Origin of the sequence: Pseudarthrobacter sp. CCNWLW217 (genome assembly GCF_037203985.1) — a bacterium.
Lineage (GTDB): Bacteria > Actinomycetota > Actinomycetes > Actinomycetales > Micrococcaceae > Arthrobacter.
In genome coordinates this window covers 105,020-124,101 of record NZ_JBBCBT010000009.1, presented here as the reverse complement: position 1 = coordinate 124,101, position 19,082 = coordinate 105,020, and the positions used below count along the sequence as shown (strand labels likewise).

18 protein-coding genes are annotated in these 19,082 nt (G+C 65.4%); 6 read left to right on the top strand and 12 right to left on the bottom strand.

The features are described 5' to 3' along the window. Positions 1–5 precede the first annotated feature (5 nt). From V9L18_RS12180 to V9L18_RS12170, 3 genes are all read right to left on the bottom strand, one after another. Complete coding sequence (locus V9L18_RS12180; RefSeq protein ID WP_337347434.1) at positions 6–1,232, bottom strand: acetyl-CoA C-acyltransferase; 1,227 nt, start codon at positions 1,230–1,232, stop codon at positions 6–8. A gap of 234 nt (positions 1,233–1,466) precedes the next feature. Continuing rightward, complete coding sequence (locus V9L18_RS12175; RefSeq protein WP_337347433.1) at positions 1,467–1,715, bottom strand: hypothetical protein; 249 nt, start codon at positions 1,713–1,715, stop codon at positions 1,467–1,469. Between the two features lie 4 nt (positions 1,716–1,719). Further along, a complete protein-coding gene (locus V9L18_RS12170; protein WP_337347432.1) occupies positions 1,720–1,974 on the bottom strand; it encodes a hypothetical protein in 255 nt (84 codons plus the stop codon). Between the two features lie 290 nt (positions 1,975–2,264). Between V9L18_RS12170 and V9L18_RS12165 the strand changes: the two genes are divergently transcribed. Further along, positions 2,265–2,972, top strand: coding sequence for a TetR/AcrR family transcriptional regulator C-terminal domain-containing protein (locus tag V9L18_RS12165; protein ID WP_337347431.1), 708 nt, complete (start codon positions 2,265–2,267; stop codon positions 2,970–2,972). 38 nt (positions 2,973–3,010) lie between these two features. Here the strand turns inward: V9L18_RS12165 and V9L18_RS12160 are convergent, their stop codons facing one another. The 3 genes from V9L18_RS12160 to V9L18_RS12150 form a co-directional block, all read right to left on the bottom strand. Beyond that, positions 3,011–3,475, bottom strand: a complete 465-nt coding sequence (locus tag V9L18_RS12160; protein WP_337347430.1) for a pyridoxamine 5'-phosphate oxidase family protein — start codon at positions 3,473–3,475, stop codon at positions 3,011–3,013. Between the two features lie 149 nt (positions 3,476–3,624). After that, entirely contained in the window at positions 3,625–4,665 is a 1,041-nt protein-coding gene (locus V9L18_RS12155; protein WP_337347429.1) for an NAD(P)-dependent alcohol dehydrogenase, read from the bottom strand. A gap of 209 nt (positions 4,666–4,874) precedes the next feature. Next, positions 4,875–5,819 carry an aminodeoxychorismate lyase gene (locus tag V9L18_RS12150; RefSeq protein WP_337347428.1) on the bottom strand — a complete coding sequence of 315 codons (945 nt, stop codon included), beginning with the start codon at positions 5,817–5,819 and terminating at the stop codon, positions 4,875–4,877. Between the two features lie 94 nt (positions 5,820–5,913). Between V9L18_RS12150 and cls the strand changes: the two genes are divergently transcribed. Beyond that, entirely contained in the window at positions 5,914–7,389 is a 1,476-nt protein-coding gene (gene cls / locus V9L18_RS12145) for a cardiolipin synthase (RefSeq protein ID WP_376046801.1), read from the top strand. A gap of 8 nt (positions 7,390–7,397) precedes the next feature. Here the strand turns inward: cls and V9L18_RS12140 are convergent, their stop codons facing one another. From V9L18_RS12140 to V9L18_RS12120, 5 genes are all read right to left on the bottom strand, one after another. Continuing rightward, a complete protein-coding gene (locus tag V9L18_RS12140; RefSeq protein ID WP_337347427.1) occupies positions 7,398–9,503 on the bottom strand; it encodes a chorismate-binding protein in 2,106 nt (701 codons plus the stop codon). Then, positions 9,500–10,057, bottom strand: coding sequence for a low molecular weight protein-tyrosine-phosphatase (locus V9L18_RS12135; protein WP_337347426.1), 558 nt, complete (start codon positions 10,055–10,057; stop codon positions 9,500–9,502). Before V9L18_RS12135 ends, V9L18_RS12140 begins: the two co-directional genes overlap by 4 nt. A 136-nt stretch (positions 10,058–10,193) precedes the next feature. Continuing rightward, complete coding sequence (locus V9L18_RS12130) at positions 10,194–10,817, bottom strand: LysE family transporter (protein WP_337347425.1); 624 nt, start codon at positions 10,815–10,817, stop codon at positions 10,194–10,196. A gap of 109 nt (positions 10,818–10,926) precedes the next feature. Next, entirely contained in the window at positions 10,927–11,745 is an 819-nt protein-coding gene (locus V9L18_RS12125) for a methyltransferase domain-containing protein (RefSeq protein WP_337347424.1), read from the bottom strand. Positions 11,746–11,854: 109 nt separating this feature from the next. Next, positions 11,855–12,379 (bottom strand): MarR family winged helix-turn-helix transcriptional regulator, encoded by a 525-nt coding sequence (locus tag V9L18_RS12120; RefSeq protein ID WP_337347423.1) that lies wholly within the window; start codon positions 12,377–12,379, stop codon positions 11,855–11,857. A 210-nt stretch (positions 12,380–12,589) separates the two neighbouring features. Between V9L18_RS12120 and V9L18_RS12115 the strand changes: the two genes are divergently transcribed. After that, positions 12,590–14,800, top strand: coding sequence for an MMPL family transporter (locus V9L18_RS12115; protein ID WP_337347422.1), 2,211 nt, complete (start codon positions 12,590–12,592; stop codon positions 14,798–14,800). 39 nt (positions 14,801–14,839) lie between these two features. Here the strand turns inward: V9L18_RS12115 and V9L18_RS12110 are convergent, their stop codons facing one another. After that, a complete protein-coding gene (locus tag V9L18_RS12110; protein WP_337347421.1) occupies positions 14,840–15,769 on the bottom strand; it encodes an NAD-dependent epimerase/dehydratase family protein in 930 nt (309 codons plus the stop codon). A gap of 129 nt (positions 15,770–15,898) precedes the next feature. Here V9L18_RS12110 and V9L18_RS12105 point away from each other — a divergent pair, with 129 nt between their 5' ends. The 3 genes from V9L18_RS12105 (at position 15,899) to dnaK (ending at position 19,082) form a co-directional block, all read left to right on the top strand. Then, positions 15,899–16,630, top strand: coding sequence for a TetR/AcrR family transcriptional regulator (locus V9L18_RS12105; protein ID WP_337347420.1), 732 nt, complete (start codon positions 15,899–15,901; stop codon positions 16,628–16,630). 122 nt (positions 16,631–16,752) lie between these two features. Beyond that, the gene (locus V9L18_RS12100) at positions 16,753–16,983 is read left to right on the top strand and encodes a hypothetical protein (protein WP_337347419.1); all 231 of its coding nucleotides are present in this window, start codon (positions 16,753–16,755) and stop codon (positions 16,981–16,983) included. 221 nt (positions 16,984–17,204) lie between these two features. Then, positions 17,205–19,082, top strand: a complete 1,878-nt coding sequence (dnaK, locus tag V9L18_RS12095; protein WP_337347418.1) for a molecular chaperone DnaK — start codon at positions 17,205–17,207, stop codon at positions 19,080–19,082.

Genomic DNA, 19,082 nt, shown 5'->3' with positions numbered 1-19,082 from the left:
GGGCGTCAGGCCCTGAGGATGAGGGCCTCGCCCTGGCCGCCGCCGCCGCACAAGGCCACGACGCCGATGCCGCCGCCGCGCCGTTTCAACGCCAGGGCCTGGTGCAGGACCAGCCGTGCCCCCGAGGCGCCGACGGGGTGGCCCAGCGCGATCGCCCCGCCCTCGGCGTTGATCTTCTCCGCAGAAATGCCAAGGTCCTGGGCTGACTGGATGATCACCGAGGCGAACGCTTCGTTGATTTCCACCAAGTCCAGGTCCTCCACCGAAATCCCTTCTGCGCGGAGTGCTCTTTCGATGGCGCGGGACGGCTGGGAATGTAAAGAGCCGTCCGGCCCGGCCGTCTGCCCGTGGGCGGCGATCTCGGCAATCCAGGTGAGCCCCGCCCGTTCGGCGGCCGCCTTGCTGGCCACCACGACGGCGGCCGCGCCGTCGGAGAGGGGAGAGGCGGAACCTGCGGTGATGGTGGCTGAGTCGGCCGTGGAGAAGGCGGGCATAAGCGCCGCCAGGGCCTCCGCCGTCGTGCCCGGCCGGATCCCCTCATCGGCATCGACGGTGACGGCAGGGCCGCGGCGCTGCGGGATATACAGGGGAACGATCTCTTCGGCGAGCAGTCCCGCATTCCGCGCGGCTTCGGCCCTCTGGTGGGAGCGGGCGGCAACTTCGTCCTGCTCCCCGCGGCTGATGCCGCGCTCGGCATTGCCGGCATCGGTGGCGGCGCCCTGCAGGATTCCGGAGATGGGATCCTGGAGGGCGTCGTGGTTCAGGGAATCGACCAGCGGGGTATCGCCGATGGCCACGCCGGTACGCAGGCGGGGCAGCAGGTGCGGGGCGTTGGTCATGGATTCCTGGCCGGCGGCCACGACGAAATCAGCCTCCCCGGCGCGGATCATCCGTGCCGCGTCGATCACGGCGGTCAGCCCGGAGAGGCAGAGTTTGTTGATGGTGACCGTGGGGACATCCCAGCCGATGCCTGCCCCCAGGCTTGCCTGCCGGGCCGGTCCCTGGCCGGCTCCTGCCTGGATGACCTGCCCCACGATTACCGCATGTACCTGCCCCGGCGCCACACCTGCGCGTTCCAGCGCATGGCGGATCGCATGTGCGCCCAGTTCGCTGGAGGAGAGGGAAGACAGGCTGCCGCGGAAACGGCCGAAAGGGGTGCGGGCACCTCCGAGGATGACGGCAGTGCGGTCCTCGTGGGCCGGGAACGTGTTGGCCGTGGCGTCGTTGACCATGATGCTGCCTTTCGGTGGAGGCGAGGCCCGGGCCACGTCTATGCGCGCCCGCGGTGCATTTTCCTCAAGCATGTCACGGGCGGTGGCGGTGCGGGAATGGAACGCAGGAAGGGCCGGGTGGTCCCGGCCCTTCCAGTGCTGCCAGCCAGCCGGTCGCCTGCGCCCGCTTCTTCGGGACCGCAGGATCTAGGCGGGATGGACGTTGTCAGGTGGCTGTTTCGGCGGTGAGGCTGTTCACGTCGCAGCCTGGTGTGATGCCCTCGCCAGCACGGCGGCCATGAGCTCAGAGGTGGTTGCCAGGACGCGGGAGCCCCGGCACTGCGAGCAGCTGACGGCGGCCGCCAAAGTGTTCTTGCGTGCATCGAGAACCACCACCGAGTCCACCGCCAGGTAGGAATCGGTGTCACAGTCTGCGCACCACGGCCGCCCGCCCCGTGGCTGGAAAGAATCCCGTGGCAGGTAAGTGCAGAAGGGTTTCTCCATGGGCTTAGACCAGGCCGGGGTAACTCGTCAGTATGTAATCAGCTGCTGCCGGGCCCTTCATGCGCAGGCCGTTTTGGTCGGGGTTGATCCGGCGGGACATGGCAGCCCAGAAAGTGGTTTCGGCGCGGGGGGTCTGCTGGTTGAGGAAACACCAGCTGGTGTAAAGGCCATACAGGGGATCGCGGGCAAGGGTGACATCAGGTTCACCGACGCACGTTGTAGCTTCGCGGAGGAATTTGTCGAACTGCGAATGTGCCATGATCGGCTTCTCTTTCGCCAGGTGCAGTTGGTGCCGCCGTTCGGCTACAGCAGCGCGAACCTCAACGCCGTGCACGTGGGCATTCAGGGGTATTCGTGTGCCAGGACGGAGTCCGGACTGGCTAAGAGTTTGATTTGGCTGGCCTGTCCAGCCAGCAACGCGGTCCCTTGTCTGAAACCCGCGCCTACATTTTGCTCTACAACGTAGACTTTACGCGTAGACTACGTATTAGGCAAGCGTCTTTATTTTTACTATCCCAGCCGACGCTACAACGCACAGGATGGAATCCCATGCCCTCCCCGAAGAGTCCGGAGAATGAAATGGCGAGCCCCAAGCCGCGCCTGAGCAGGGAACTGGTGCTCTCCGCGGCCTTGGAACTCGTGGATTCCGAGGGCCTCGACTCGCTGACGATGCGCCGCTTGGGGCAGGTGCTGGAACGCGATCCAATGAGCCTCTACCGCTACGCAGAGAACCGCGCCGCCCTGCTGGACGGGGTGTCCGAGATGGTCCTCAATGAGCTCGCCATCTTCCCGGCCGATCCCGACTGGAAGGCGCAGCTGCGCCGCATTGCCCACGACCTGCGGCTCCTGGCACTCCGCCACCCAAACGTTATTCCCCTGCTGGTGACACGGCCGCTCTCCACGCCCCTGGGCCTGCGGCCGTTGGGTACCGTGCGGCCATTGGAGCAGATCCTGGGCTTGCTGATCGACGCCGGGTTCACGCCCACGGATGCCTTGCACGTGTACCGGGCGTACTACGGCTTCCTCTACGGCCACATCCTCAACGAGCTCCAGGAGTTCATCGTGGACCCGGAGGAAAACGAAGCCCTCCTACGGCTGGGGCTGCATCGCTTGCCGGCCAAGGACTTCCCCCGGCTCCGGGCATTGGCGCCGGTCTTGGCTGATTACGACGGCGAGGCGGAACTCGATCAGGGGATCACCATTCTGCTGTCCGGGCTGGAGACCCAACTTTCCCGGGCAATCGCCGCAACACCATGAGCTTGCGGCGCCAATGAACTCGGCAGCGCGCCGTCGTACTACTCGAATGAAGCGCGACGGCGGTCGGACAGCCTTGTGTTCCAGACGTCCGGTTTGTTGACCTTGAAACGGCGCCCGGTCAGGGCGCGCGGTGTGAGCCGTACGTAGTGGTTCTTCGCGCCAGGGTGCCAGGGCTCCAGGTTGAGGTTGTCCACGGCGGCCTTGTCTTCCGGGTCCTCGATCACTTCAATGTCGCCGCGGGCCACCACGCTCCAGGCTGTTTCTGTGTGCGGGTCATAACCATCACATTCCAGCGCTGCCGGCTTCTCCGTCAGCGCTGCCCAAAGCTTGGTAACTCCGGAGGTCCGGAACACGAGGCTCCGGCGGTCCAGCACGAAATTCACCGGAAAGATCTCAGGATGGTCGTCCACGATGACGGCGATCCGCCCCAGGGTCTCATCGGCCAGCAGTTCCCAGCACTCGTCGAACGTCAATTTGTCATCAGGCACTTCGGTGGAGGTCATGGACCACACCCTACGGCTCCTGCGGCCGGTCCAAAAGGGGGTTGTGCCCGCCCGGTTGGGAGCTGCGCCCCGCTTCCGGCAGCGGCCGGTTCCGCGGGCGCGGCGGGGGAACCTGCAAAAAGTCGAAGGCTCCCCGCCGCATCCGAGGGTTAGCGCGTTGAGGTGTCGATGACGAACCGGTAGCGCACGTCGGACGCCAGCACGCGTTCGTAGGCGTCGTTGATCTTGCTCGCCGGGATGACCTCGATCTCGGCGCCGAGGTTGTGTTCGGCGCAGAAGTCGAGCATTTCCTGGGTCTCGCGGATGCCGCCGATCGCTGATCCGGCGAAGGAGCGCCGTCCCAGGATCAGTGAGAAGACGTTGACCGGGAGCGGCTCGGCCGGAGCGCCCACGTTCACCAGGGCGCCGTCGAGGGTCAGCAGCTGCAGGTAGGCGCTGATGTCGATCGGTGCGCTGACGGTGTTGATGATCAGGTCGAACGTGTTGGCCAGGTCCGTGAACGTGGTTTCGTCGCTTGTGGCGTAGTAGTGGTCCGCGCCGAGCCTCAGCCCGTCCTCCTGCTTTTTCAGCGACTGGGAGAGCACCGTGACCTCCGCGCCCATGGCATGCGCGAGTTTGACGGCCATGTGGCCGAGGCCGCCAAGGCCGACGACGGCGACCTTCTTACCGGGGCCCGCGCCCCAGTGCCGCAGCGGGGAGTACGTAGTGATGCCCGCGCACAGCAGGGGAGCGGCGGCGTCGAGCTCGATCCCTTCCGGGATGGTGACCACGAAGTCCTCGGTCACCACCACGTGCGTGGAGTAGCCGCCCTGGGTGATGGTGCCGTCGCGGTCCACGGCGCCGTACGTGCCGGTCATGCCGTTGAGGCAGTACTGCTCCTCGCCCTTTTGGCAGTTGACGCATTCGCGGCAGGAGTTGACCATGCAGCCCACGCCCACCCGATCGCCCACGGCGTGCTTGGTGACGGCGGAACCGACCTCCGTGACGATGCCGGCGATTTCATGGCCGGGCGCCAGCGGGTACTGCTGGGGTCCCCAGTCGCCGCGGACGGTGTGGATATCTGAGTGGCAGATGCCGGCAAACTTGATCTCGATCAGGACGTCATGGGCGCCGACATCGCGGCGTTCGATGGTGGTGGGGATGAGGTCGCCCGTTGCGGACGGGGCAGCGTAAGCATTAGCGGTAAGCATTGTTCTCCGTAAGTTGGGTATGGGATCGCTTCGTTGGGTGGAAGATATCGCTACTTAATCAGCAAACCCTCTGGCGCAGCTGGGTGGAAGGCCCTGCTGGTACAGGTACTGGCAGAGCCTCCCACGGGAACACGGGGCAGCCCTCGCCTGAAAGTGTGCGCGGCCGTCCTGGCAGGCAGACAGGCACGCAGGCAGGCACGCAGGCAGGCCTATTGGATCCCGGCGAACAGCTCGCTCAGTTCGGCCGTCAGCTGCTTCTGGACGGCTGGCGTTCCAATTTCCTTGCCGTCAATGTGGTTCACGGGAGCAAGCAGCCGGATGCTGGAAATGAGCCAGACGGCATCGGCATCCAGGAGGTCCTGCGGCTCCAAGGGGCCGTAGCCAAGTTCCCACCCCGCGGCTTTGGCGGCGGTGAAGAGCGCACCCTGGGATGTCCCGGCAAGAATGCCGCTGTCCAGTTGCGGCGTGATGAGCCTCTTGATGGTGCGGCTGCCTGCGGCGCCGCCGTCGTCGGACGTTTCCACGTGCGCGAGCAGCACGGTGGAAGTGGGACCCTCCAGGACGCGTCCGTCGGAGGACGTGAAGATGACGTCGTCGGCGCCCAGTTTGTGGGCATGCCGCAACGCCGCCATGTTCACCGCGTAGGACAGGGTTTTGGCGCCCATCAGCAGCCATGGCGCGCGTTCGGCAACGCCACTGTCATAACCGCGGTCCAGCAGGATGACGTCGATTCCGGTTTCGCGCTGGCGGCGGCTGGCGGCGCCTACGGGGGACACCTGGACCCAGCATGTGGGAGTGGCGGCGCCCTCCACTCCGCGCGTCACCACCAGCTTCACCACGAGTTCGTCCTCCGCCGGTGAGGATGCGGGATGCTGGGTCCGGTGTTCCTCCACGGCTGTTCCGATGGCCGCGCGCCATTGGTCCTGGCCTGGAATCACCAGGTCCAGTGCCTCCGCCGAACCTTCCAGCCGGTTCAAATGCGCTTGGAGCTTCCGCACTGCTCCGCCCACGGCCAGCATGGTCTCGAAAACACCGTCACCGCGCGTTGCCCCCTGGTCAGTGGCCATCAGTTGGGGCTGTGAGGCGTCGGCCAGCCGGCCGGCAGGGAACTCGGAATCCAGGAAAACGAGCACCACGGAAGCAGGAGAAGTCATGGCTCCAGCTTAGTCCGGCTGCCCGCGGCTAAGCTGTGGTCATCGCCCTGGCCGGAACCCGTCCGGAGGGCGCACACAGTCCGGGGGTTCTGAAGTGTTGTGGCCGTTTTCCCTTGCCGGCACCGTGCCGGGTTGGCTGACCCTGCTGCTGGCCGCCGCCGACCTGGTGATCCGGGTGGCGGCCCTGGGCATCATCCCCGGCAACCGGCGTCCCACCACCGCCATGGCCTGGCTGCTTGTCATCTTCTTTGTCCCCTTCGTGGGACTGGTCCTGTTCCTACTGTTCGGCAACTTCAAGCTCTCCAGCCGCCGCCGCGAACAGCAGGAGACCGTCAACGCCAGGGTGCGTTCGGGCATCTCCGCGCTCGCCGACGTCGAAAGTGAATACCCGGGACCGGAATGGGTCACCTCCGCCGGAGAGCTGAACCGCAGGCTGGGCTCCCTTCCCATGGTGGACGGCAACTCGGTGGACCTCATTCCCGGCTATCCGGACTCGATCCTGGCCATGACCGAGGCGGTGAGCAAAGCCAAAAAGTTCATCAACGCCGAGTTCTACATCATGAGCACGGACCACATCACCGATGACCTGCTCACCGCGATGGAAGAAGCTGCTGAGCGGGGCGTTGAAGTCCGGGTGCTTTTCGACCACATCGGCACCCTGCGGATCAAGGGCTACCGCAAGCTGCTCAAACGGCTTCGGGCAGGAAAAATCCAGTGGAAGCGCATGCTCCCGCTGTTGCCCATCCACGGTCAGTGGCGCCGGCCGGACCTGCGCAACCACCGCAAGATCATGGTGATCGACGGCGAACTCGCCTTCACTGGCTCGCAGAACCTGATCGAGCCCTCCTACAACAACCCCAAGCACCGCAAGGCGGGCCGCGAATGGGTGGAGCTGATGGCCTGCCTGCGCGGTCCCATCGTCACCACGCTCAACGTGGTCTTTGCCACCGACTGGCTCAGCGAAACCGACGAGTCCCTGGAACACCAGCTGCAGCTTCCGGCCAACCCGGCTCCCGGAAACGTCACCGCACAGGTGGTTCCTAGCGGGCCGGGGTTCATCACCGAAAACAACCTGCGGCTGTTCACCACGCTGATCTACTCCGCCCAGCACCGGATCTCCATCTGCAGCCCCTACTTCGTGCCCGACGACTCGCTGCTTTACGCCATCACGACGGCGGCGCAGCGGGGCGTGGACGTGGAACTGTTCGTCTCCGAGAAGGGGGACCAGTTCCTGGTGCACCACGCGCAGCAGTCCTACTATGAGGCGTTGCTGGAAGCTGGAGTGAAGATCTACCTCTACAGGGCTCCTTTTGTGCTCCACGCCAAGCACTTCACGATCGACGACGAAGTGGCGGTCCTGGGCTCGAGCAACATGGACATGCGTTCGTTCTCGCTGAACATGGAAGTGTCCGTGATGCTCCTGGGCGCGGAAATCGTCAATGAGATGCGCGCGGTGGAGGACACCTACCGCGACATCTCCCATGAGCTCAGGCTCGAGGACTGGCTGAACCGGCCGCTCGCCGCCCGCTACATCGATAACGTCGCCAGGCTGACCGCAACTGTCCAGTAACCCCAGGTTCAGGAATCGGGGAAGTCGGCGCCCAGCGCGGACAGCACACCGAAGGCCTTAACCCGGATTTCGTCGTACTCCTCGTCCGGAACGGAGTCCGAGGTGATGGCACCGCCGACGCCGAGAGTCAGTTCCGCCGTTGCCGCATCACCGCTGCCGTCCCCGGCGGCGGAATTGATCACCAAGGTGCGGATGGCAACGGCCAGGTCCGTGGCGCCGTTCAGCGAAAAGTAGCCGATGGCCCCGGAATACAGGCCCCGCGGCCCCTGCTCCAACCGGTCGAGGATGGCCATGGTGCTGATCTTCGGGGCGCCGGTCATCGACCCCGCCGGGAAGCACGCCGCCACCGCTTCGGCCCGCGGCGATCCAGGCAGCAGCTGGGCGTCGATAGTGCTGACCATTTGGTGCACGGTGGCGTAGCTTTCGATCGCGCACAGCCTGCTGACCGTGACGGACCCGGGTTCGGCGAAGTGGCTGAGGTCGTTCCGCAGCAGGTCCACGATCATGATGTTCTCTGCCCGGTCCTTGAGTGAGGTTTCCAGGTCGCGGCGCAGCTGCGCGTCCCGCGCGGGATCTGATGCCCGGCGGCGGGTGCCCTTGATCGGCTCGGCCCGCATGCCGCCGTCGGAAGCTATCTTCAGGAACCGTTCCGGCGACGTGCTGGCCACGGTCAACCCGCCAAACCGCAAGTAGCTGGCGAAGGGGGCGGGGTTCCTGCGGCGCAGGGCCAGGTAGGTGGCCCAGGGCGCAGCCTCAGCCGCAGGCACCTGTGCCGTGAGCGTGGTGGTGAGGCAGACCTCGTAGGAGTTTCCTTCCCCGATCTCGTGCTGGGCGGCCGCAATTTTGTGTTTGTAGTCGAGTTCGGTGTCGCGGCTGCTGAACACCGGTGGACGGACGACGGCGTTGCTGCCGCCTGCGCGGTCCGTCATCCCGGCGTCGTCGCGGGCTGCTTCCGGCGCTGCTGCCGGAGCCGCCGTGGACACGGCGGCGCGTGCCGATGCGAGCCAGCTGCCTGCATCCGATGATTCGAGGGCGAGCAGCCAAACTGTGCCCTCGGCGTGGTCCAGGACAACAGCCCTTCCGGCGAAGATCAGGGCGGCATCCGGGGTTGGAGCGGCAACATCCGTGCCGCCCGTCTCGCGCTTGAGTTCGTAGCCCAGGCATCCCAGCCAGCCGAGCGCAAAGTCACCGGGATAATCGTCCGGGGTGCGGACCGCCCGGCGGCCCCAAACCGTGTCCAGCCAGCGGAAGAACGGGCCCGGCACGCGTGCGGTGGCGCTGCCTGCGGCGATGAGGCTCTCGCCTGACCGGTGCGTGACCACCTGGCCGAACATGCCGCCGTCGTCCGCCAGGATACTGAAGCGGCTGCGCTCCGCTGCCGGGGAAGGCCCAAACGGCGGGGCGGACGGGGCGTTCGAGGAGTCCAGCCATACCGCGTTGCGCGAGCTGCCGTACAAGTCCGCGAACAGCGCGGCCGCGTCTGGCCGGCAGTCCAGCCGTTCCGTGCGGAGCCTCAGGCCGCGCCTTGCGGACAGTTCGGGGATCAGCACGGTTGCCAGCGAGGGGAGGTAGGGCAGGAGCTGCAGGACATCGGTGGGCGCGGAGTCGTCTGCCTCGTTCAGGACGCGGATGTCTGCGTGGGCCGGGACGTCGTCGCCAGCAAGCCAGGCGTCTTCCTGGGCCGCCCACTGATCCCAGAACGGCTCGTACGTTCCTCCGTCACGGTCCAGCGCCCGGGTCCGGCGGACATCGTCCGGCGAATCAGCCCAGACAACGGCATCCAGCATGAGGCGGGCTTCGGCTGCCGCGGAGCCGACTCCCTCGATGATGACGATCTCGGCGGGCAGCGTGACACGGGTGTCGCCGTCGTAATGTTTTTCCCAGTCCCAGCTTGTCCACGTGGCGCGGTCGCCGCGGCTCAGGGGGGTGAGGACCGTGGAGACATAGCGCTCGATACCGGCTGCGAGGCCGTTCCAGCCGGGGTAGATGTCCTCCAGGTGGAAGAGCGAGACCTTGTGGTGGTTCCGGAGCCGCGCGGCCAGTTCGATGGCTAGTGTGGTTTTCCCTGCGCCGGATCGCCCGTCGACGGCGATGATCACAGGTGCGGGGGTCATGAAATAGAGCGTACCTGCTGCTCCTGCTGCCTGCTCCGGTCGCGGCTCCGGATGACGGACCGGACGTGCTCAATGATCCCCGGCAGGGCGGTCTGGATCTGGTGCCACACGACGTCGAAGTCAGCCTGGCCGCCGTACCAGGGGTCCTCGATGCCCTGGTCCAGCAGGTCTTTGCTGGCTACTTTCGGATCGAAGCTGCGCAGCATCCGCACTTTATCCATGGATTCCTGGTCCGGAGCGTTTTCGCGCAGCCAGGCGTAGTGGTCGATGTCCAGGGCGAGGATCAGGTCCCGTTCGCCGAACCAGCCCGCCTGCCACTCGCGGGCAATGTGCCGGTCGGAGGTGAGCTTCGTGGCTGCGAGCCGGCGGGCTGCCCTCGGATCGATGGGGCGCCCGGCCTCATAGCCTGTGGTCCCTGCAGAGTCCACCGTCACCTCGCCGTCAAGCCCGGACGCTTCAAGCGCCGCAGCCAGCATCAGCTCGGCCATGGGGGACCGGCAAATGTTCCCGGTGCAGACGGCAATGATCCGGTATGGGCTCGACGATGAGTTCATGGTGCTAAGCATGCGGGATACCGCCGCTCTTGGCTAGCCGGTTTTCGGCATGTTTCACGGATTCGTAAAGAGAATTGCATAAATGGTCACGATGCGGTTGCAGTGTGCTTCTTTTGAACCACAATCAAGCGGTTGGTCAGTGGATCAGGGCGAGGAGAATGCCCACGGCCACGAACAAAATGCCAAAGATCCGGTTGAGGATCTGCTGTCCGCGGGCGGTGTGGGTAAATCGCTGGAACGACTTGGCAGCAGTGGCGAAGAAGAACCACATGACGAGGATGTCAATGACTACGACGGTCGCCGTCAACACGAGATACTGCGGGAGCAGCGGCTGTTCGGGCCGGATGAACTGCGGCATGAATGCAAGGAAAAAGACGATGGCCTTGGGGTTCAGCAGGTTGACCCACAGACCGCGCCGGAACATGGACCCCGCGGGCTCGTTCCGGAGCGACTCGGCAGCCTCCTGGTCGGGTTGGGGTTTGCTCAGGAACTGGCGGATGCCCAGGTACACCAGGTAGGCCGCTCCGGCGTAGCGGATCACGTTGAAGGCGACGGGGGAACTCGCCACCAGGACGCCCACTCCGAGTGCAACCACCATCACGTGGATGACCAGGGCTGCCTGCTGGCCCAGGATCCCCCAGATGGAACGGCGGAACCCTGACGTCAGGGAGTTGCTCATGGTGTTGATCGCACCGGCTCCCGGTGTGAAGCTGACCAGGACGCCGGCACCCGCGAGGGCGAGCCAAAGGGAGAATTGCACCTCCCAAGTTTAGTGCCGGTTCAGCACAGGGCTGTCACGGGCTGTATTGGCGGCTCGTGGTGGCCGGAACAGGTTAAGCGCCGCATGCGGACAACGACAGCCCATGGTCCTACGCCCGGGCGATGACCTCGCCGTTCGGGATCAGGAACCAGCCGTCGTCGGTGGATCCCCAGCGGTGCCAGCCCGCCGAAATCCTGGCCAGGTCCGCGGCGTTGGCAAATCCATACTCCAACGCCTGTTCCGCGAACGCTGAATGCAGCACGCGCTCGCCCCAGACGCGGGCCTGCCACCTTCGCTGTTGACCGGTAGCGTAGAGCCAGTTGCTGCTGGTGGGCGCAACATCGGTGAAGCCGGCGGACTGTGCCCACGAAACCAGCCGGCGTCCGGCGTCGGGCTCGGCCCCGTTGCGGCGGGCGATGCGTTGGTACAGCTCCATCCATTCGTCCAGTTCCGGGAAGGCGGGGTACCAGCTCATGCCGTGGAAGTCGGCGTCGCGCACTGCCACGATCCCGCCCGGCTTGGCGACCCGGCGCATTTCGCGCAGGGCCTCCACGGGGTCGGTGAGGTGCTGCAGCACCTGGTGGGCGTGAACGACGTCGAACGTCTCGTCCTCGAAATCGAGGTCGTAGATGTTCCCGGCCAGGAACTCCACATTTGCCACCCCGCGTTCAGCGGCCAGCGCCGAAGCCTGGGTGATGATGTCCGGTGCCCGGTCCAGGCCAGTGACCTTTCCCGGTGCCACCAGGTCTGCGAAGTCGCAGGTGATGCTCCCGGGGCCGCAGCCGACGTCGAGTACTGAAGTTCCGGGGGTGAGGTGCGGAAGGACAAAGGCCGCTGAATTTTCCGCCGTCCTGGACGCATGGGCGCGGACCACCGACTCGTGGTGGCCGTGGGTGTACACGTCGTCTTCAGGCTGCTGCGCACTCATAACCAAACGCTACCGCCGCGGTAGCTCGAATGGGAGGAACCGCCCTCGTGCCTTCACCCAACTAAGTAGCAGCAGATGTCGTTTTGAGCCCTCATAACGACATCTGCTGCTACTCAGTTGGGCGAGGCGGGGGAGACTGGGCCGGGCCGCCGTTGGACGCTTCCTGGCGGGCTGCGATAGTGGCCTCCACCATCGCGGTCATAAAACGGGTCACGAGCTCCAGCTCTTCGGGCGAGAACTCGGCCATGGCTGTGCCCATGTGGCGCGAGAGCGGCATGAACATGGCTCCGCCGTCCTGGAACGCCTTGGGCGTCATGCGGAGCTGGACCTGCCGCCGGTCTGAGCCGAGCCGTTCCCGGACGACGTGTCCGGACTGGTCCAGCCGGTCGATCAGCGCGGTGGTTGCCGGTGAACTCAGGTTGAGTTCCTTGCGGAGAATGCCGGGGGTGACCACGGTGCCCTTGGCAGTGTGGCGCATGATGACGGCGAGGGCATTGAGGTCCGTGCGGTGCATGTCGTTCCGTCCGCCCGCCGTATCCACATAGCGGTTGGCCTCAAGGGTGAAGTCCTGAAGCAGGCGAACCAGTGACTGGGGGCCAGCATTTGTGGGGCGCTGGAATGCTTCGTCTGCCATGTTCCGCCTCCTTCGCTCGCCGCTTGATGCCCTGACGGATATTACTGCAGCGCAGCCCGATGAGCGGAGTCCGCCGGAGAACTGCTCCAGGGCCGTATTTCCCAGGGCTATATCTCCAGGCCTATATCTCCGGTGTTATATCTCTCCATGGTGGAGATACTCTATGATGGAATCAATTGTACTCTTCCGTCCCCCAGCCCAGAAGGAATCATGAAATCCAGTCCCCAACACAGTGCGCGGGTCCCGTTCTGGCTGCGCTGGCTCATCCCGGTGCTGCTGGTGCTCACGTGGCTGGCCATCGCCGGGGTGGGCGGCCCCACGTTCGGCCGGCTCGACGAAGTCTCCTCGAATGACCAGGCCTCCTTCCTTCCCGCCGGCGCCGAGGCCACCGCCGCGCAGGACTGGCGAGCGAAGTTCCGCGACTCGGACGAGATCCCGGCGGTCATCGTCATTGAGAACGGCGCCGCCATCAGCCCCGCAGAACTTGGCCAGCTGGCGTCCCTGAAGACCGGGCTGGAGGAGTTGGAGCTGGGGAGTGCGGTGATCGGGCCCATCCCGTCGGAGGATGGCGAGGCCGTGCAGTTCATCGCCCCGATCGGGTCCTCCGACGAGGTCAAGGAATCGGTTCTGGAGCTGCGGGACTTCCTCGCGGACGCCGCGCCTGTGGGCATGCAGACTTTCGTCACGGGGCCCGCTGGGTTGACCGCCGACCTGGTCAGTGCTTTCGCGGGCATTGACGGAATCCTCCTGCTGGTGGCACTGGGGGCTGTCTTTGTCATCCTGCTGATCGTCTACCGTTCGCTCCTCCTCCCTGTCGCGGTGCTGCTGACCTCCGTCTTCGCCCTGTGCGCCGCCATCCTGCTGGTGTTTGGCATGGCAAAGCTCGGCTGGATCCAGCTCAACGGCCAAAGCCAGGGCATCCTGTCCATCCTGGTGATCGGCGCCGCCACCGATTACGCCCTGCTCTACGTGGCACGTTTCCGGGAAGCGCTGACCCACACCACCAACAGGACTGCCGCCGTCCTGACCGCTTGGAAAGCGTCCTTCGAACCGATCCTGGCCTCCGGCGCCACAGTGATCATCGCACTGCTCTGCCTGCTCTTCTCGGACCTGAATTCCAACAAGGCACTTGGCCCCGTGGCCGCGGCTGGCATTCTCTGCTCACTCTTCGCCGCCCTGACCCTGCTGCCTGCAATCATGGCCCTCCTGGGCAGGGCCGCATTCTGGCCGTTCCGTCCCAAGCTGGTCCCGGCCGGCGAGCGCGAGCCTGACCTGGTCACCGGCTTGGAGGGGCAGAAGGGTATTTGGCGGGCCACCGGTTCGCTGGTGGCGCGGCGCCCACGGACGGTCTGGATCGCGTCAGTCATGCTGCTGCTTGTGGCTTCGGCCGGAGTGCTGCAGCTGAAGGCCAACGGCGTGCCCCAAACGGACGTCATCCTGTCAGCCTCCAACGCAGTGGACGGCCAGGACGCGCTGGCGCGCCATTTTGACGCCGGCAGCGGCAGCCCCGCCGTCGTGGTGGCGGACGAAGGCAGAGCTGACGAGGTGCTGGAGAAGGTGAAGGCAGCCGACGGAGTGGGGGATGCCTACCTCCTGGCTGAAGGAAGCGTGCCGATCATTTCCGGCCAGCCAGGTGTCCCGGGCACTCCCAGCGGGCCGGACGTCCGCGAAGGGAAAGTGCTGATCAACGCCACGCTCAACTTCGCCGCCGATTCCATCGAGGCCGAGGAGGCCGTCAAGGTATTGCGCGAGGACGTGAAAACGGTCGACGACGGCGCCCTGGTTGGCGGCGTGACGGCAACGGCCCTGGACACCAACACCACCGCCCAGCGCGACCTCGTGATCATCATCCCCATCGTGCTGGTGGTCATCCTGTTCATCCTGATGCTGCTGCTTCGCTCGGTACTGGCGCCGGTCCTGCTGGTGCTCTCCGTCGTCCTTTCGTACGGGGCCGCGATGGGCGTGTCGGCCCTGGTGTTCAATAACCTGCTGGGCTTCCCGGGCGCCGACGCCACCGTGCCGCTGTTCGGCTTTGTGTTCCTGGTGGCTCTGGGCGTGGACTACAACATCTTCCTGATGAGCCGCGTGCGGGAGGAGTCCCTCAAGCACGGGACCAGGCCGGGCATCCTGCGCGGGCTTGGCGTGACCGGAGGAGTGATCACCTCGGCTGGTGTGGTGCTCGCTGCAACGTTTGCTGCCCTGGGGGTCATCCCCATCATGTTCCTCGTGCAACTGGCGTTCATTGTGGCCTTCGGCGTCCTCCTGGACACGGTCCTGGTGCGCTCGCTGTTGGTTCCGGCGCTGGCGTACGACATCGGTCCACGCATCTGGTGGCCGTCCAGGCTGGGGAAGCCGGAACTGGACGCGGCCGGCCTGCGTGGCAGTGACGCCCTTGAGCCCGAGGGCGCCGGTCGCCGCTAGGACTGCAGGGGCGTGTTGCGGCTGGCCCGGTTTGGGACTTCACTTCTGCGCGCGCCACCAGGCCACCGTGGCCGCGGCTGCCTCCGGAAGTGGCGTGGGGCGAAGGCCCAGGGCCGTTTGGCTCGGCGTCGAATCCATCACGAAGGGCTTCTCGAACTGGTAGAGCATCTCGGCGAGTTCGCGGACATCCTTCGAGAAGACACCGAGAGCACGGAGCGCCCAGCCCGGCACCGCCACCATCTTCGGTGATTCCACTCCGCCGGCCTCGGTGAAGGCCGTCGCCAGTTGCCGCTGAGTGACTGCCGGCAAGGTGGGGGCGTGCCATACCTGGTTCCACAGCAAAGGCGTCTGCGCGGCATGGATCATCGCCGCGGCCAGGTCCGGGACGTAGGTGAACGAATGGGGCTGGCTGGTGCTCCCGATCACCCAAATCCTCTTGCCCGCCAGAACAGCGGGGACCATTCGCTCACCGGCGTGGGAGGTCCTGACGCGCGGTCCGAAAAAGTCGCCGGCCACTACGCTGACGGTGTTCGTTGGTGAGGCATCCCGCGCCTTCAACAGTTGCGTCCGCACGCCTCGCTTGCCGCCTTGGGCGGTCCGCGGACCTGCCTCGGTCATCGGGCGCTCGGGTTCGGAGTACGAGTACAGGCTTTCGGGAAAGACGACGACGGCGCCCGCCTCGCCTGCCGCCGCAAGCACCGTTTGCTCGGCCCGGGGCAGTTCGGCTTGCCACGCGTCAACGGTGTAAGAAGAGCCGTGAACACAATGAAAGACGGCGACGGCACCCGCAAAGGCGCCCTGCACCTGTGCGGCATCCTGGACATCTGCCTTGACGCGCTCCACGAGGGGATGCTCAGGTCCGGTGCCCGAGCGGGTAAGGATCCTGACCTTCTTCCCCTGCTCGGCGAGCTGTTCAGCCACCGTCCAGCCTACCGGGCCGGCCCCGGTGACAACGTAGACATTGCTCATGACTTCTCCTTCAAGGTATGGGCTTTGAGAGCACTGCTCTCGCATAAGCCTGCATCCACTCGGTACGCCTTGTCAAGAGCGGTGCTCTCATTTGTTGACAGTGCTCTGCCTTGTGCGATGCTTGGATCCATGAGTGACGCTGCAGCAGAGATGCAAACCATGCCCAGGACGCCGCGGGAACGCGCGCGGGCCCAGACTGTTGCGGACATTGTCCGGCTGGGCAGGGAGCATCTGGCCAGCCATGGCGCGGCAGCACTGTCCCTGCGCGCCGTCGCCAGGGACCTGGGCGTGGTCTCCTCTGCCGTCTACCGCTACGTGGCCAACCGCGACGAACTCCTCACCCTCCTGCTGGTGGATGCCTACGATGAACTTGGCGACGCCGTCGATATGGCGGTGGAAGCGGTGCCCCCGCGGGACCATGCCGGGCGCTTCAAGGCCCTGGGCCGGGCCGTCCGGGACTGGGCGTTGCGTGAGCCGGCCCGCTACGGGCTGCTGTTCGGCAGTCCGGTGCCCGGTTACCAGGCACCGGCCGGGCGAACCACCACGTCAGGAACCCGCGTGGTTTACAGCCTGATCGGCATTCTCGAGGCCGCCTACCGCGCGGGTGGGCTGATGACGGCGGCGCCCACCGCCGTCGTGCCTTCCGCTTTGTCTCCTGACCTGGAAACCATCCGAAACGAACTGGGGCTTGCCGTCCCGGAGGGGCTGCTGGCGAACGGTGCCCTCGTGTGGACGTCACTCTTTGGAACGGTGAGCTTCGAGGTTTTTGGCCAGTACGGAGCGGACACCTTCAGTGCGCGTGATGAACTCTTTGAGCATCATCTGGCCGTGCTGGCGAAGCTGGTGGGGCTCGAAGCCTGACGTGGCTGCGCCTCCGGCGGGCGCCGGTGCCGCCAAAAAACCACCCCTGTTTTGCCGGCGGGCCGCTGGGTAGACTCCAAAATGCGCCCCCCTGGACGCGGAACTCAAAGGAGAGGTGCGCCATGACTGAGAACCAGGAAATCCCCGGTGAGGAGTCCCGGAAAGGTAGTTCAGCGCCGGGGATGGAGGGCGAGGGCGGGCAGTACGCGGAGGGGGACTATGGGGACGTTGGCAGCGTGGAAGCCCCTGCCGACGACCCGGCGGATGCCATTCGCGAGGAGCTTATCGATGGCCAGGTCAACACCACGGACGAGGAGCGGGGTCCCCTGCACGGCGATCCGAACTCTCGGTAGGCCTCCTCAAGGTTCTCCTACAGCGAAACGGTGAGCCGCCGCCGTCGGGCTTAATGCTTGCAAAGACGCGGAAAACGCGGCTCTGTGCCTGCAACCGCATCCAAAGTTGAGCGTACTTCGCTCAAGTTGGATTGACATCGGTAACGCCCTGAGTAAAGTTGAGTGTAGAACGCTCAATCCTGGGGCGCCAGCAAGTTTCCAAGGAAAGAAGGAAGCAACACATGTCACGTGCAGTAGGTATCGACCTCGGAACCACCAACTCCGTCGTCTCCGTTCTCGAAGGTGGCGAGCCCACCGTTATTGCCAACGCCGAGGGTGGCCGCACCACGCCGTCGGTCGTTGCATTCTCCAAGTCCGGCGAAGTCCTGGTCGGCGAAATCGCCAAGCGCCAGGCGGTCAACAACATCGACCGCACCATCACCTCCGTCAAGCGCCACATGGGCACCGACTGGAGCGTCGCCATTGACGACAAGAAGTACACCCCGCAGGAAATCTCCGCGCGTATCCTCATGAAGCTGAAGAACGACGCCGAGGCCTACCTGGGTGAAAAGGTCACCGACGCAGTGGTCACCGTTCCCGCGTACTTCAACGACGCCGAACGCCAGGCCACCAAGGAAGCCGGCGAGATTGCCGGCCTGAACGTCCTGCGCATCGTCAACGAGCCCACCGCTGCAGCACTCGCCTACGGCCTGGACAAGGGCAAGGAAGACGAACTCATCCTGGTCTTCGACCTCGGTGGCGGTACGTTCGACGTCTCCCTGCTCGAAGTTGGCAAGGACGAAGACAACTTCTCCACCATCCAGGTCCGCTCCACCGCCGGCGACAACCGCCTCGGCGGCGACGACTGGGACCAGCGCGTCGTGGACTACCTGCTGAACCAGCTCAAGGTCAAGGGCATCGACCTCTCCAAGGACAAGATCGCCCTCCAGCGCCTTCGTGAGGCATCCGAGCAGGCCAAGAAGGAACTCTCCTCCTCCACCAGCACCAACGTCTCGCTCCAGTACCTGTCCGTCACCCCCGACGGCCCGGTCCACCTGGACGAGCAGCTGACCCGCGCCAAGTTCCAGGACCTCACCAAGGACCTGCTGGAACGCACCAAGAAGCCGTTCCACGATGTCATCAAGGAAGCCGGCATCAAGCTCTCCGACATCAACCACATCGTGCTCGTTGGTGGCTCCACCCGTATGCCCGCCGTCTACGACCTCGTCAAGGAACTCGCCGGCGGCAAGGAACCCAACAAGGGCGTCAACCCGGATGAGGTTGTGGCCGTTGGCGCAGCACTCCAGGCCGGCGTGCTGAAGGGCGAGCGCAAGGACGTCCTGCTGATCGACGTCACCCCGCTGTCCCTCGGCATCGAAACCAAGGGTGGCGTCATGACGCACCTGATCGAGCGCAACACCGCCATCCCCACCAAGCGGTCCGAGACCTTCACCACCGCTGACGACAACCAGCCGTCCGTGGCGATCCAGGTCTTCCAGGGCGAGCGCGAGTTCACCCGCGACAACAAGCCGCTGGGCACGTTCGAGCTGACCGGCATCGCGCCGGCTCCGCGCGGTGTCCCGCAGGTTGAGGTCACCTTCGACATCGACGCCAACGGCATCGTCCACGTCTCCGCGAAGGACAAGGGCACCGGCAAGGAACAGTCCATGACCATCACGGGCGGTTCCAGCCTCTCCAAGGAAGACATCGACCGCATGGTCAAGGACGCCGAGGAGCACGCAGCCGAGGACAAGGCCCGCCGCGAGGCGACCGACACCCGCAACACGGCTGAGCAGCTGGCCTACTCCGTGGACAAGCTGATCGCCGACAACGCCGACAAGCTGCCTGAAGAGGTCAAGACCGAGGTCCAGGCCGACGTCGACGCCCTCAAGAAGGCCCTCGAAGGCACGGATGACGCCGCCGTGAAGACCGCGTTCGAGAAGCTGCAGGCTTCCCAGACGAAGCTCGGCGAGGCCATCTACGCCCAGGCCGGTTCCCCCGACGGCGCCACCGGTGCCGCAGGTGCCGAAGGCGCAACGGGCGCCCCTGCCGGTGACAAGGCTGCGGATGAAGACATCGTCGACGCCGAGATTGTCGACGAAGACGAAGCGAAGAAGTAG

What these genes read in the sequence shown, in the direction of transcription:
- V9L18_RS12180 (WP_337347434.1), bottom strand. Translation starts at nt 1,232, where the DNA reads ATGGTCAACGACGCCACGGCCAACACGTTCCCGGCCCACGAGGACCGC.
- V9L18_RS12175 (WP_337347433.1), bottom strand. Translation starts at nt 1,715, where the DNA reads ATGGAGAAACCCTTCTGCACTTACCTGCCACGGGATTCTTTCCAGCCA.
- V9L18_RS12170 (WP_337347432.1), bottom strand. Translation starts at nt 1,974, where the DNA reads ATGGCACATTCGCAGTTCGACAAATTCCTCCGCGAAGCTACAACGTGC.
- V9L18_RS12165 (WP_337347431.1), top strand. Translation starts at nt 2,265, where the DNA reads ATGCCCTCCCCGAAGAGTCCGGAGAATGAAATGGCGAGCCCCAAGCCG.
- V9L18_RS12160 (WP_337347430.1), bottom strand. Translation starts at nt 3,475, where the DNA reads ATGACCTCCACCGAAGTGCCTGATGACAAATTGACGTTCGACGAGTGC.
- V9L18_RS12155 (WP_337347429.1), bottom strand. Translation starts at nt 4,665, where the DNA reads ATGCTTACCGCTAATGCTTACGCTGCCCCGTCCGCAACGGGCGACCTC.
- V9L18_RS12150 (WP_337347428.1), bottom strand. Translation starts at nt 5,819, where the DNA reads ATGACTTCTCCTGCTTCCGTGGTGCTCGTTTTCCTGGATTCCGAGTTC.
- V9L18_RS12140 (WP_337347427.1), bottom strand. Translation starts at nt 9,503, where the DNA reads ATGACCCCCGCACCTGTGATCATCGCCGTCGACGGGCGATCCGGCGCA.
- V9L18_RS12135 (WP_337347426.1), bottom strand. Translation starts at nt 10,057, where the DNA reads ATGAACTCATCGTCGAGCCCATACCGGATCATTGCCGTCTGCACCGGG.
- V9L18_RS12125 (WP_337347424.1), bottom strand. Translation starts at nt 11,745, where the DNA reads ATGAGTGCGCAGCAGCCTGAAGACGACGTGTACACCCACGGCCACCAC.
- V9L18_RS12120 (WP_337347423.1), bottom strand. Translation starts at nt 12,379, where the DNA reads ATGGCAGACGAAGCATTCCAGCGCCCCACAAATGCTGGCCCCCAGTCA.
- V9L18_RS12115 (WP_337347422.1), top strand. Translation starts at nt 12,590, where the DNA reads ATGAAATCCAGTCCCCAACACAGTGCGCGGGTCCCGTTCTGGCTGCGC.
- V9L18_RS12110 (WP_337347421.1), bottom strand. Translation starts at nt 15,769, where the DNA reads ATGAGCAATGTCTACGTTGTCACCGGGGCCGGCCCGGTAGGCTGGACG.
- V9L18_RS12105 (WP_337347420.1), top strand. Translation starts at nt 15,899, where the DNA reads ATGAGTGACGCTGCAGCAGAGATGCAAACCATGCCCAGGACGCCGCGG.
- V9L18_RS12100 (WP_337347419.1), top strand. Translation starts at nt 16,753, where the DNA reads ATGACTGAGAACCAGGAAATCCCCGGTGAGGAGTCCCGGAAAGGTAGT.
- dnaK (WP_337347418.1), top strand. Translation starts at nt 17,205, where the DNA reads ATGTCACGTGCAGTAGGTATCGACCTCGGAACCACCAACTCCGTCGTC.